The organism is Bacillus sp. FJAT-27001, assembly GCF_019039175.1.
GTDB lineage: Bacteria > Bacillota > Bacilli > Bacillales > Bacillaceae > Bacillus > Bacillus velezensis.
This window is the reverse complement of the sequence record NZ_JAHOAA010000001.1, coordinates 295465-309554: the sequence shown is the minus strand read 5'-3', so window position 1 is coordinate 309554 and position 14090 is coordinate 295465. Positions and strand designations below refer to the sequence as shown.

At 44.2% G+C, this 14090-nt stretch carries 12 protein-coding genes; 10 read left to right on the top strand and 2 right to left on the bottom strand.

Going from position 1 to position 14090, the window contains the following annotated elements; translation table 11 throughout:
• Positions 1–7: 7 nt before the first annotated feature.
• Positions 8–1885 carry a DNA mismatch repair endonuclease MutL gene (gene mutL, locus BGM27_RS00920; protein ID WP_007409830.1) on the top strand — a complete coding sequence of 626 codons (1878 nt, stop codon included), beginning with the start codon at positions 8–10 and terminating at the stop codon, positions 1883–1885.
• A 50-nt stretch (positions 1886–1935) separates the two neighbouring features.
• On the opposite strand, the gene BGM27_RS00915 is transcribed toward mutL, so the two are convergent.
• Positions 1936–2541, bottom strand: a complete 606-nt coding sequence (locus BGM27_RS00915; RefSeq protein WP_007409831.1) for a site-specific integrase — start codon at positions 2539–2541, stop codon at positions 1936–1938.
• A gap of 437 nt (positions 2542–2978) precedes the next feature.
• On the opposite strand from BGM27_RS00915, the gene BGM27_RS00910 reads away from it, so the two are divergent.
• Complete coding sequence (locus BGM27_RS00910; protein WP_007409833.1) at positions 2979–3281, top strand: hypothetical protein; 303 nt, start codon at positions 2979–2981, stop codon at positions 3279–3281.
• Positions 3282–4507: 1226 nt separating this feature from the next.
• On the opposite strand, the gene BGM27_RS00905 is transcribed toward BGM27_RS00910, so the two are convergent.
• Positions 4508–4717, bottom strand: coding sequence for a hypothetical protein (locus tag BGM27_RS00905; RefSeq protein ID WP_007409837.1), 210 nt, complete (start codon positions 4715–4717; stop codon positions 4508–4510).
• Between the two features lie 963 nt (positions 4718–5680).
• On the opposite strand from BGM27_RS00905, the gene BGM27_RS00900 reads away from it, so the two are divergent.
• The 8 genes from BGM27_RS00900 (at position 5681) to BGM27_RS00865 (ending at position 14052) form a co-directional block, all read left to right on the top strand.
• Positions 5681–6358, top strand: a complete 678-nt coding sequence (locus BGM27_RS00900) for an MBL fold metallo-hydrolase (protein ID WP_003154103.1) — start codon at positions 5681–5683, stop codon at positions 6356–6358.
• A 314-nt stretch (positions 6359–6672) separates the two neighbouring features.
• Positions 6673–7542 carry an ACP S-malonyltransferase gene (gene fabD, locus BGM27_RS00895; RefSeq protein WP_007409838.1) on the top strand — a complete coding sequence of 290 codons (870 nt, stop codon included), beginning with the start codon at positions 6673–6675 and terminating at the stop codon, positions 7540–7542.
• A 136-nt stretch (positions 7543–7678) separates the two neighbouring features.
• Complete coding sequence (locus tag BGM27_RS00890; RefSeq protein ID WP_007409839.1) at positions 7679–8653, top strand: acyltransferase domain-containing protein; 975 nt, start codon at positions 7679–7681, stop codon at positions 8651–8653.
• 1 nt (position 8654) lies between these two features.
• A complete protein-coding gene (gene fabD / locus BGM27_RS00885) occupies positions 8655–10895 on the top strand; it encodes an ACP S-malonyltransferase (protein WP_007409840.1) in 2241 nt (746 codons plus the stop codon).
• Between the two features lie 65 nt (positions 10896–10960).
• A complete protein-coding gene (locus tag BGM27_RS00880) occupies positions 10961–11209 on the top strand; it encodes an acyl carrier protein (RefSeq protein WP_007409841.1) in 249 nt (82 codons plus the stop codon).
• Positions 11210–11260: 51 nt separating this feature from the next.
• Complete coding sequence (locus BGM27_RS00875; protein WP_007409842.1) at positions 11261–12523, top strand: hydroxymethylglutaryl-CoA synthase family protein; 1263 nt, start codon at positions 11261–11263, stop codon at positions 12521–12523.
• Positions 12520–13293 carry an enoyl-CoA hydratase/isomerase gene (locus tag BGM27_RS00870; RefSeq protein ID WP_007409843.1) on the top strand — a complete coding sequence of 258 codons (774 nt, stop codon included), beginning with the start codon at positions 12520–12522 and terminating at the stop codon, positions 13291–13293. The genes BGM27_RS00875 and BGM27_RS00870 overlap by 4 nt, the downstream gene beginning before the upstream one ends.
• Before the next feature lie 9 nt (positions 13294–13302).
• Positions 13303–14052, top strand: a complete 750-nt coding sequence (locus tag BGM27_RS00865; RefSeq protein ID WP_003154094.1) for a polyketide synthase — start codon at positions 13303–13305, stop codon at positions 14050–14052.
• Positions 14053–14090: the final 38 nt, after the last annotated feature.

Genomic DNA, 14090 nt, shown 5'->3' with positions numbered 1-14090 from the left:
GACGGACTTGGCAAAAGTCATCCAGCTGTCAGATGAACTCTCGAATAAAATAGCGGCCGGCGAGGTGGTCGAACGGCCTGCCTCAGTCGTTAAAGAATTGGTGGAAAACGCCATCGACGCAAACAGCACAGTCATTGAAATCGACATAGAGGAAGCGGGGCTTTCGTCGATTCGGGTGCTCGATAACGGCGAAGGGATGGAAACCGATGATTGCAAGCGGGCTTTCCGCCGCCACGCGACCAGTAAAATCAAAGATGAAAACGACCTGTTCCGGGTGAGAACACTCGGTTTCCGCGGAGAAGCTTTGCCAAGTATCGCGTCTGTTTCTCATCTGGAAATCAAAACGAGCATCGGCGAGGGAGCGGGAACCCATCTCATTCTTCAGGGCGGGAATATCATTTCTGAGCAGAAATCCTCCAGCAGAAAAGGAACGGAGATTATCGTTACCAACCTGTTTTTCAATACACCCGCCAGATTGAAATATATGAAAACCGTGCATACGGAGCTCGGCAATATTACGGATGTTGTCAACCGGATCGCTCTTGCGCATCCGGAAGTATCGATCCGTCTCCGCCATCAGGGGAAAAATCTGCTGCAGACAAACGGTAACGGGGACGTGCGCCATGTGCTGGCCGCAATTTACGGGACGGCGGTTGCGAAAAAAATGATACCGCTCCATGTCAGCTCGCTTGATTTTGAAGTCAAGGGCTACATTGCGCTTCCGGAAATCACGCGTGCATCCAGAAACTACATGTCATCTGTCATTAACGGAAGATACATTAAGAATTTCCCGCTTGTAAAAGCGGTGCATGAGGGCTATCACACACTACTGCCGATCGGCCGCCATCCGATTACGTTTATCGAAATTACGATGGACCCGATTTTGGTCGATGTCAATGTCCATCCCTCGAAGCTTGAAGTCCGCCTCAGCAAAGAGACGGAGCTGCATGAGCTGATCCGTGACGGGATAAAGGAAGTGTTTCAAAAGCAGCGGCTTATTCCGAGCGCCCAGCTCCCGAAAAAATCCGCGCCGGCACCGGCCAAAAACGAACAGCAATTTATGACATTCGAGGAAAGCGCGCCTGAGCGGAAACTTCCTGAAAAAACGCCGGAGCCGTCTTACTCACCAATGAAGCTGAGTTCGGTCGTAAAAGAGCCTGAGCCGGTAATAGAAGAAGAGTCCCTGCCGGATGAAGCGGGTCACGGAGTGCCGCCGAAGATCGGCATGCCGGTAACGGAAGCGCATGTTTCCGATATTCCGGAGCCTGAAGAGGAGGCTGACTCTGAAGAAATACGGGAAGAAAGAGTTCCGGTGATGTATCCGATCGGCCAAATGCACGGGACATATATTTTAGCCCAAAACGAAAACGGCTTGTATATCATTGACCAGCATGCGGCACAAGAACGGATTAAATACGAATATTTCCGGGAGAAAGTCGGGCAGGTTGAGCCAGAAGTGCAGGATATGATCGTGCCGCTCACCTTTCATTATGCGGCAAATGAAGCGCTGATCATTGACCAGCATCAGCATGAGCTTGAAAGCGTCGGAGTATTTTTAGAAGCATTCGGCACGAACAGCTACATCGTCCGCTGCCATCCGGCCTGGTTTCCAAAAGGGGAAGAAGCTGAACTGATTGAAGAAATCATTCAGCAGGTGCTTGACGCCAAACAGATCGATATTAAGAAACTGCGGGAGGAAGCGGCCATTATGATGAGCTGCAAAGGCTCAATCAAAGCGAACCGCCATTTGCGAAACGACGAAATCAAAGCGCTCTTGGACGACCTGCGCCGAACGACAGACCCGTTCACATGCCCGCACGGCCGGCCGATCATAATTCACCACAGCACGTATGAGATGGAGAAGATGTTTAAGCGTGTGATGTAGAAGGGTTCAGTGTGGGATGTACCCTCGTGCCCACATTTTGCCCACTGATTTTAGCTGTTTAGGTATTCATCAAACCGATTAATGCTTTTTTGATTGATATGGATATAGACATCAGTTGTCATTTTCACATCCGTATGACCGAGTCTCTCACTTGCAAATTTGATATCTGCACCACTTTCTAGCAGCATAATGGTGTGTGTGTGTCTCAAACCATGTGGAGTAATGTGGTGCAGATCAGTTTTCTTTAGCAAGGAATCTATGACTTTATCAATTCCAAACGGTCCAAGGTCATCTCCCTTATGGTTGGTAATAAAAAAGGGAGACTGGTTATAATTATCACCGTGTTTTATTTTATTTTCTTCTTGCCATTCCTTAAACTTTTTCATCTCTTTAATTAAAGTGTCATCGATGCTTATAGTTCTAACACTTTTACGGGTTTTAGGTGCTATGATTCCAAACTCGTTCTTAGATTTAGCAATCCTTAAAGTTTTGTTATTAAAGTCAATATCGGACCAATATAAAGCAATGAGTTCACCTTTTCTTAAGCCGGTCCTTAAAAGAGTTAAAGCGATCATGTAATGATGATATTTAGAAGATTTTGCTGCCTCCATAAAGACAGATACTTGTTCCTTGTCCAGGTAATTGTCTTTAAGCATTCTATAATCCGAATCTTTTTTTATAGAAATGTTTTGATATTATCAGGAATTGTCTTAACCATCTTACTAAAGCCGCAAGCTGATGAGCGGACTGAATAACTTCAAATACAGATTCACAGCAGACCGCAATCATATTGCGGTTTTTCCATTTGTGCAAATTACGGGGATAGTAGGAAAATCAAATAAAAGAAAAACAGGGGAGGACTAAAAAAATTAATCGTGTAGCTTTAAAATAAAGATTGATTATGTAAAACAAAGTCCGATAATTTATAAAAAAGTTTGATAGAATCACATTAACAATACAGATTTTTAGAATTCAACAAACGGTCCATTTAATGGCACAATTAATTTGTGATGCAAGTTAAAATTTGTTATCATCAATAACAATAGAATTAAACTAAAGATTATTTAAACAGCATAGAAAGGGGGGAAATGCTTTGAATATAAATTTAATATTATTTGTCTCATCAATTAATCAAGAACCTACAGAGGAAAATACTCAAACATTAGTGAAAACATTTGAATCTGACTTTCGCCCTCAAGTAGGAGATATAATTGACGATCCTGGATTTGATTCAGGTTTCCATAATGGATACGAGGTGGTAAAAGTTACAATAAATTATACTTCAAATGAGTGCCTTGTTTCACTGACGCCGTTAGCAATTGAAGTTGAAAAAATTAGTGTTGAAGATTATATAAAAAAGCTTAAAACACATGGGTGGAGTATTCAGTCTAGGTAGCACTCAGCAGTTTTTATTATAAGGTACTATTCCTCAGACTGCGCGTTTGTTGAAGATTCTAGACATAAAATGATCAAACTTTTTTATAAAACGATGATTGAAATGAATATAGAAAAAACGTGTTTTGATCAATCTTTTTTTCAAAACACGTTTTTTCTATTTGTACTTTTATCAAGGTTTATTAAGTTCATTTAATCAAACTTTATTTTAAGGCTACAAATCGCTTTCTCCCCGCTTAAATTAAAAGCCCAACTTTTTAGAGTTTGGGCTTTTTTAGATGATGCAATTTTGTATTTTGTCTTACGGAACCTCTCCTTGTCGCATGAGACTTTTTACAACTGCACGTAAATCTATTTCGCTTTTTCCTGTTTTTCTCTTTAACTGGCCTTTTACATCGGTAGCTCATGTTAAGTATAATACGGTATATTTCCTTTCTGAGTCAGCATATCTTTCATTCCCTTAAATTAAAAAGTTAAGACTATTTCTTAGATATATAAACATCCGCTATATTTATAATAGGGGTTCGCTTAAATTTAATTTTGTAACCATTCTCGGTCCACTCATCATCATATTTATTATCATCAAAAAAGGAGGCTGCTCTCTTTATGTCTAACCATGCTAATTTAATAAAAATATTTACCCAGAAAACTATTAGAAGCTCTGAAATATCAATGTTTTGAGTAATCATGGTTTATTGTCAAAAAACTAAAAATAACAGTACGTATGAGATGGAGAAGATGTTTAAGCGTGTGATGCAAGAACAATGATTTATGTGAGACTAAACCGTTATTTGCCCACAAGTAGCCTTACTAGTTTGAATGACCCAGCCTGTCAGAGATAACTTTTGAGTTTTTTAATTTCTGGTATAATTGTTGCATCTGTATGCCGTAAATCATGAAAATAATTTGTTTAACATCCAGCTGCTTTTCTTTCATATAAAAATTGTTTATGGATAGTATTTGGGGTGACAGCGCAGCATCTTGTGTTTGGTGTAACCGTCTATATGTCACTGCATTAATAGTGAAATAATGGAGAAAGCGATTCCTTAAAATCTTAAAGTTATCTGTGAAGAACCAGGTGACTACCCTGAGTTATATAGATGGGTACCTGCTTTTCCAAATTCACAGGGAGGAGATGGAGGGGGAATTTAAATAAAATTGGAATTTGGCAGGTTATACTATCCGCAAGTTAGTCAAGGGGGACTAGTAATTAGCCCCCCCTTACATTTAGTTCTTCCTGCGGTTTTTTCTATTTTTGATCAAACTGAAAACCACTAAGAGAACCACACCGATAGCAACGATATAAAATGAAATTTCTGCTGCTGCGGTATTAATATTCTTAAGAACAAGGATAAGCCCTATTAAAACTATAGGAATAATGTAAGTTAGAATTTTTATAACTTTTGGGCTCGGGTCAGCGTTACTTTTATCTTCCATAGTTACCTCCTGTCTTAACACTTTAGAAATAATCACTTTAAAGCTTAACACAGGATAAATTTGTTAAACGCCAACAATAGCCCCGTTTAAATGAAAAGCTTAAGAGTTTTAGTAATCCACCAAGCGGCTGTTGGGTTGCCAGTTCTTTTAGAGCACCCGCATAGCACGCATCTTCAACTGCACCAGTAAAATTGTCGATCGTATTAAGAATTATTTCAAAACGCCGATTCCGCCCATAGCAGCTTTAACTTTAGCAGGTATTGCATCCCAATCTGCTCTTAGTGCTTTTGCATCCCAGAGCAATTTACCTTGAGCAGTAAACTCCGACCCATATAACATAGTCTATTTGTCTAATGATTAATATTTACTTTTTACACTTAATGATTTTATGTTATTTTTGTTTTTGTACAGTAAAAAGCTGCGCGACGCTTTCGTGAATTGTTGTAGCTAGGGCTGATTTGAAAAGAGTGTAAATTACGCCGTACTTTTCTAAGTTCAATTATGTTAATGTCAACATAACGTTGAATTCGGTGTAAGAACTAAGGTATTCTGATATATTTCGAGAGCCCGTATGATTTAGTTTATCTTGAAGAAAAGGATTGAAATAATAATCTTGATTGCGGATCATTTCTAAAAACTGATTATTCCCTTTGGCCGCTTCGGCAATTGCTTTTCAAAACAAAAGCTCAATTTGTTTTCTTTTTATCCGAAACCCATATTCATCCTTCATTTTCTGAATAAAATTCCCTAAAGAATTCATCTAAATTAATATTCTGATTTCCTTATATATCAGCATAGCAAATTGTAAAAAAGGTCCAGACTGGTGCTTTTGGCGGGAGCAGAAAGTTTTTTTAACTTTACCGGAAAATCCATGGAAAAACGTGGTGTCATCTGGTAAAGTGGTTACAGTCGGCTGGGCGGCGGCAGCAGTCTGCCCGGATCTTTTAAATGGGAATGGTGACAATGGATCATACATATGAAGTGCATCAAATCAAAACTTATCACCAGATGTGGTCCAACTATTGTTATATTATCGCAGACCGCTCAAAAAAATCTGCGATAGCGGTGGACCCGTCCTGGGAAATCGATAAAATAACCGATAAACTGCATGAATTGGATGTTGATTTATCAGCTATTTTATTAACACATTCGCATTATGACCATGTAAACTTGGCGGAGCCGCTTCAGCAAATCTATCATTCTGATATATACATGTCGTCGGCGGAAATCGATTTCTATCAATTCCGGTGCAGAAACTTAATAGCGCTTGAAGACGGCCAAACCTTTGCGGCCGGAGGGTTTATCATCAGAAGTATACTGACCCCGGGACATACGGCCGGGGGAATGTGCTATTTGCTATCTGATCATCTTTTTACCGGTGACACCGTGTTTACAGAAGGGTGCGGTATATGTGAGGACAGGGGCAGCTCAGCTGAAGATATGTTTCACAGTATACAGAGGATCAAAGCCTCCATTCCGCCGCATGTGCGTGTGTATCCGGGGCACTCCTTCGGGGAGAAGCCGGGTCAAAAAATGGAGAGTCTTTTGAAAAACAATATTTACTTTCAGATTGAAAAAAAAGAACATTTTGTGAATTTCCGCAACAGAAAAAATCAAAAAGGGCTGTTTCATTTTAAGTAATGTGTAATTTAGTTCTTTCTAACTAGCTTTTCTTTTGAGGCAAAGAAGTTCTGAAATGGAATGGTAGTTATTACTAGATTTCTGGTGATGAATGGCTGAGTAACGGGAGTTTGCGGAAGAGAACGCCGGGCAGGCCGGATGGGACATTCTGCTTACGCCTGTTCCGAAAGCCCTGAGTCCGCCTTTCGACAGGGAAAAATAGGCATTATTCAGGAGTTCACATAGGATAAATTAACTTGACATGGTATTTTTGTGAAGTTACTATCAACTTGAACATGCTTCTTATCTGAATCCGAGAAAGGATGGCTGAGAAAATGATCACATACTTATTCCCCGGACAAGGTTCTCAAAAGCAGGGAATGGGGAGCTCATTGTTTGATGAATTTAAAGACTTAACGGAGCAGGCTGATGAAACACTCGGATATTCCATGAAACGGCTTTGTCTTGAGAATCCGTATTCCAACCTTCACAAGACGCAGTTCACCCAGCCTGCTTTATATGTTGTAAACGCGTTAAGCTATTTGAAAAAAATCCAAGACAATGACATAAAGCCGGATTATGTGGCCGGCCACAGTTTGGGAGAATATAATGCGCTGTTTGCAGCAGGTGCGTTTGATTTTATTACCGGCCTGCAGCTCGTCCGTAAAAGAGGCGAATTAATGAGTATGGCCACTGACGGAAAAATGGCCGCTGTTATGGGGTTAACTGCAGCTCAAGTGTCAGACACCCTTCAAACGCACGGATTACATACAATTGATATTGCCAATATGAATTCTCCTCACCAAGTTGTCATATCCGGACGCAAAGAAGACATTGAAAGAGCCAAAAGCGTATTCGAAGGATTAAAAGACGTTACGATGTTTCATCCGTTAAACGTAAGCGGCGCTTTTCACTCGAGGTATATGAGTGAAGCAAAACAAGAGTTCGAAAAATTTTTACAGTCATTTCATTTTTCTGCTATATCAATTCCTGTCATTTCTAATGTGCATGCCAGACCTTATGAGCAAGACGGAATCCACTCCGTTCTGGCCGATCAGATCGACCATTCAGTGCGATGGAACGACAGCATCCGCTATCTGCTGGACAAAGGGCGGATGGAATTTGAAGAAGTCGGCCCGGGCCATGTGCTGACAGGACTTATTCACCGCATCAAAAAAGAAACTGAAGCTTCACCCGCCATGTAGCGGAACGCAAGTCAAAATTCTTATCTCACACAATAGTGCCAGCCATACAACATCACGACCACTTCACCTGCACACGACATCACGAAAAACTCACAAATCAATATTTTGAAAAAATAAAGAGCAAAAAGGAGAACAAATGAACCAGCCAATTGTTTTCATGTTTTCTGGACAGGGTTCCCAATACTATCAAATGGGGAAAGAGCTGTTTGCACATAACGCCGCTTTTCGGCAGAAAATGCTTGACTTGGACGATTTTGCAGTCAGCCGTTTCGGTTACTCTGTCCTTAAAGAGATGTATCATACAGGCAATCGTCTGTCTGATCCATTTGACCGCCTTCTTTTCAGCCATCCTGCCATTTTTATGGCTGAGTACGCACTTGCATATGCTTTGGAGCAAAGAGGCATACGTCCCGATTATGTGATCGGAGCAAGCCTCGGAGAGTATGCAGCGGCCGCTGTGTCGGGCGTGCTGAGCGCCGAGGATGCTTTAGATTGCGTGCTGGAACAGGCCCGAATCGTTACGGAAACTTGCCGTAACGGCAGCATGCTTGCGATACTGGGTGATCCGGCTTTATATCAAGATGATCCGCTGCTCGGCGAACATAGTGAATTGGCATCTGTAAACTATCATTCTCACTTTGTCATCTCGGGAGAGCGGGAACATATCAAAAAGATCATGGACGATCTGAGAGAAAAGCAGATTCCTCATCAGCTATTGCCGGTATCTTACGGGTTTCACTCAGCGCTGGTTGATCAGGCGGAACAGCCGTACAAGCGCTTTTTAGCTCAGAAATCAATCCGGACTCCGTTTATACCGTACATCTCCAGTGCGATCGGAGAGGCTGAGACCGATATACAAGCGGACTTTTTCTGGGATATCGTAAGAAAGCCGATTCGATTCCGCGAAGCGCTTCAATTCGCAGACAGCCGCCAAAAAGGATTCTATATTGATGCCGGGCCTTCCGGAACATTGGCCGCATTTGCCAAACAGATTCTTCCTGCAGGATCGGCTGAACGCATCCGTGCCATTATGACGCCGTTTCATAAAGAACAAACACATTTGCAGCAAATAGAAGACAGCATTTTATCACCGCCCGGAAGGAGACTGTAAGATGATCAGCTTTGTTTTTCCAGGCCAAGGCTCGCAAAGAATAGGGATGGGGGAGGACCTGTTCGGCCGCTATCCTGAATTAACCGCAAAGGCCGATCACATTCTCGGATATTCCATTCAGGAGCTGTGCCGGGACGGAGAACGTCTCAATCAGACTCAATTCACTCAGCCGGCGCTCTATGTCGTCAATGCCCTCAGTTATTTGAAAAAAACAGAAGAAACCGGCTTGAAACCGGATTTTACCGCCGGACACAGTTTGGGCGAATATAACGCGTTATACGCTTCGGGCGCCTTTGATTTTGAAGAAGGCTTACAGTTGGTCAAAAAAAGGGGCGAACTGATGAGCCGCGCAAAAGGAGGCGGCATGGCAGCGGTGATCGGCCTGACTCATGAGCAGGTGACGGATGTTTTAAGAGAAAATCACTTGGATATGATTGATATCGCCAACATGAACACACCGCAGCAAATTGTCATTTCCGGATATAAAGAAGATATTGAAAAAGCAGCATCCGTTTTTGAAGCCGTAAACGGCGTAAAAATGGTTCACCGCTTAAATGTCAGCGGCGCCTTTCATTCCAGATACATGCTGGAAGCGAAGGAAGAGTTTTCACGGTTTATTGAATCTTTCCATTTTAAGCCGCTGTCCATCCCGGTCATTTCAAATGTGACGGCAAGACCCTATGAGCAGAGAGAGCTGAAAGAGACACTCACCGGACAAATAACGGGATCGGTGAACTGGACAGACAGCATCCGTTTCTTAATGGGAAGAAAGAACATGAGCTTTGAGGAAATCGGTCCCGGAAAAGTGCTGACGGGGCTGATACAAAGAATTACGACTGAAGCGGAGCCGATAACAGATGAAATCAAAGTCCCGGCTGAGGCTGGAAAAAGCTCAATTACGGCGGCGTCTTTAGGAAATGAAGAGTTTAAGCGCGATTATCAATTGAAATACGCCTACTTGGCCGGCGGCATGTACCGCGGAATTTCTTCGAAGGAAATGGTTGTCAAACTGGCTGAAAAAGGAATGATGGGCTTTTTCGGAACGGGCGGTTTGAACATCGCGCACGTTGAGGACGCCATTTTGTCAATTCAGCATGAGCTTCGTGACGGCGGTTCCTTCGGCATAAATGTTGTACATAACATGAAGCATACAGATTCAGAAGAAAAAATGATTGATCTTTTACTGAAGCATGGGATTCAGAACTTGGAAGCATCAGCGTTTTTAACGGTTACTCCCGCTTTAGTAAGGTTTCGCGCTAAGGGGTTAAAACGCGGTGCCGGCGGACAAATAATAGCGCGTCAGCGGATTATCGCCAAGCTGTCCCGTCCGGAAGTAGCGGAAGCGTTTCTCAGCCCGGCGCCTGATCACATTCTGCAGAAACTTGCAGCCGAAAACAAAATTACCGCTGAAGAAGCAAGTCTGATGAGAGAAATACCCGTTGCGCATGACATCTGCGTAGAGGCTGATTCAGGCGGCCACACTGACGGCGGAGTTGCTTACAGTCTCATGCCGGCGATCATCCGTTTACGAGATGACATGATGAAAAAATACCGATACGGCAAAACTGTCCGCGTCGGAGCCGCAGGGGGAATCGGAACGCCCGAGGCTGCCATGGCCGCATTTATGCTCGGCGCTGATTTTATTGTGACCGGATCTATTAACCAATGCACCGTTGAGGCAGCGACGAGCGGCCTCGTAAAGGACCTCCTGCAGCAGATGAATGTACAGGACACGGCCTACGCGCCGGCCGGCGATATGTTTGAATCAGGCAGCAAGGTGCAGGTATTAAAGAAAGGGCTGTTCTTTCCGACCCGCGCCTCTAAGCTGCATGAACTGTATCAGCGTCACCGCTCAATTGAAGAAATTGATGAAAAGACACTCAGACAAATAGAAGAGAAGTATTTTAAGGCAAGTGTAAGCAGTATTTATGACAAAGTGAAGGCTCATTATTCGAATGAAGACATTTCAAAAGCCGAACGGAATCCGAAACAGAAAATGGCGCTCATATTCAAATGGTATTTCAGGCAAAGCTCTGCTTCGGCGATTAAAGGAGACCCGGATGCCAAGGTAGACTTCCAGATTCATTGCGGCCCGGCATTAGGCGCCTTTAATCAATGGGTGAAAGGTACGGAGCTGGAGTCCTGGAAAAACCGCCATGCCGATGGTATCGGCATGCGGCTTATGGAAGAGACGGCCTCGCTTTTGAATCAGAAGTTAGGTTCATTTTTGCAAACGTGTTGACAAGACGAAATGATAGATTGAAAACATGGAATATTCATAAAAGATGAAACAGGGAGGAACTGACAATGAGTAAAGAAAGAATCTTTGAATTGCTGCAGAACACAATCTACGAGGTTTTACCTGATTTAGAAGGCGAACAGCTTTCGCAGGAAGACCGGTTAGTTGATCTGGGGGCGGATTCAGTGGACCGCGCCGAAATTATCACGATGATGCTTGAAGAATTATCACTGCAGATCCCGCGTGTTGAGCTGACGGGAGTGTCAAACATCGGCGAATTGGCGGCAAAGCTTTATGAAAAGGTACAGGCTGTCTGATAAAACGGTGAAATAATCGGAAACTCAAAATTCATATTGGAGGCGAAGTTCATGGCGGCTGCCGGAATAGAAGCGATAAATGTGTTTGGCGGGACAGCATACCTTGATGTCATGCAGCTGGCGGAGTACAGAAACTTAGACCCTGCCAGATTTGAGAATTTACTGATGAAAGAAAAAGCGGTGGCGCTTCCGTACGAAGACCCCGTTACATTCGGCGTTAACGCGGCAAAGCCGATTATCGACCGATTGACAGAGGCTGAAAAAGACAGAATCGAGCTGCTGATTACCTGCTCGGAGTCCGGCATCGACTTCGGAAAATCACTCAGTACATATATTCATGATTACTTAGGCCTCAACCGGAACTGCCGTTTATTTGAACTGAAACAAGCCTGTTATTCAGGAACGGCGGGTTTGCAGATGGCGCTTAACTTTATTTTGTCGCAGACATCCCCCGGAGCGAAGGCGCTTGTCGTCGCGACGGATATTTCCCGGTTTTTAATTGCCGAAGGCGGCGATGCGTTAAGCGAGGATTGGTCTTACGCAGAACCGAGCGCCGGAGCGGGTGCCGTCGCCTTATTGATCGGTGAAAATCCAATTGTATTTCAGGCGGATGTGGGCGCTAACGGCTACTACGGCTATGAGGTGATGGATACATGCCGTCCGATCCCGGACAGTGAAGCCGGTGACGCCGATTTGTCATTGATGTCTTACCTCGATTGCTGTGAACAGACATTTCGCGAGTACAAAAACCGTGTGCCGGGCGCTGACTACAAAGAGACGTTTCACTATCTTGCCTTCCATACACCGTTTGGCGGCATGGTCAAAGGGGCCCACCGGACGATGATGCGCAAGCTTGCAAAAGCGAAAAACGCTGAGATCGAACAAGATTTTCAAACCAGAGTAGAGCCGGGGCTCCGCTACTGCCAAAGAGTCGGAAACATTATGGGGGCAGCCTCTTTACTGGCTCTTGCAAGCACGATTGACCAAGGGGCATTCGGCACTTCTAAGCGGATCGGCTGTTTCTCCTACGGCTCCGGATGCTGTTCGGAATTTTACAGCGGCGTTGTGACGCCTGAAGGGCAAGCGCGGCAGCATTCTTTCAAAATAGAAGAGCATCTGAACAACAGGTACAGGCTGTCCATGGAAGAATATGAAGAACTGTTTAAAGGCAGCGGTTTGGTGAAGTTCGGTACCCGGAATGTCAAATTGGATATGAATATGGTTCCGAACATTTTAGACCATCATGCCGGGAGTCCCCGTTTATATTTGGAAGAAATCACGGAATTTCATCGGAAATACAGGTGGATATCGTGACCTATGAAACGATAAACGTCCGTTTTCAGCAAAATGTCTGCTTCATCACCTTTGATCGGCCTGAAGCCAACAATACGATTAATGAGCGTTTAGTGGAGGAATGCCTGCATGTTCTTTCTGAATGTGAAGACTCCGTGACCTCCGTAGTGCTTGAAGGGCAGCCGGAGGTATTTTGTTTCGGGGCGGATTTTGATGAGATGTACCGGAAAATGAGGCAGGGAATGCAGCATGCGGAATCGCAGGAGCCGCTTTACCGTTTGTGGCTGGCATTAAAATCCGGGCCGTACATTACAATCGCCCGCGTCCGCGGACAAGTAAATGCGGGAGGTGTCGGTTTTGCCGCCGCGTGCGATATCGTCATAGCAGAGGAGAATGCTTCGTTCAGTTTATCTGAACTGTTATTCGGACTTTATCCGGCCTGCGTTCTGCCGTTTTTAATTCAAAGAATCGGATTTCAAAAGGCGCATTATATGACGATCATGACAAAGCCCGTGCCGGCACGCCAGGCGCTTGAATGGGGACTTTGTGACGTATGCGTCCCGGACTCAGCAACAGAGCTGAGAAAGCATTTGCTGCGCCTCCGCCCGCTGTCGAAAAAAGCAGTCATCCGCTATAAAAAATACATGGATTCCTTAAACGACCTTGTTCATCGTTCGAAATCCATTGCTCTAGCCGAAAATCAAGCGATGTTTTCAGATCCGGATAACCAATCAGCCATCACCCGTTATGCAGAAACGGGGCGGCTTCCTTGGGAAACGGAGAACAGTTAGGAGGATATCATGCCGAACGCCGCAGTTGAACTGCTCGAAATTGAACCGGATATTATCCAAGTGACAATGCAGGATAAAGCCCATAAAAACGCCTTCTCCAAAGAACTGACGGATGGATTGATGGAAGCATTCACCCGTATAAAAAAATCGTCAGTCTATAAAGCTGTGATTTTAACAGGATACGGCCATTACTTTGCTTCCGGAGGCACACAGGAAGGCCTGCTCAGGATTCAGCAGGGCATCACGAAGTTTACGGAAGACCGCATGTACTCTTTGGCGCTGGAATGTGATATTCCCGTCATTTCCGCCATGCAGGGCCACGGAATCGGAGGCGGATTTGTCATGGGGCTTTTCAGTGATTTTGTCATTTTAAGCAAAGAAAGCGTGTATACCGCAAACTTTATGAAATACGGTTTCACCCCCGGAATGGGCGCTACCTTTATCGTTCCGGAGAAGCTTGGGGCAAGCCTCGGCCATGAAATGCTGTTAAACGGCGGCCATTACCGCGGCGGTGACCTGGAGAAAAGAGGGGTGCCTTTTCCGGTGCTTCCTCGGCAGGAAGTACTAGACTATGCGCAGGAATTGGCCCGTGAGCTAGCAGAAAAACCGAGAAACTCTTTAATTACATTGAAAAGGCACTTGGTGACGCCGTTTCGCGAGCAGCTTCCGGCCGTCATTGAGAAGGAGTTAATCATGCACGATGAGACGTTTCATGATGATGAAGTGAAAAAACGAATCACGACGATGTACGGAGTATAAGACATACATCTTACATACAGATGAAATGGAGGCAGCTC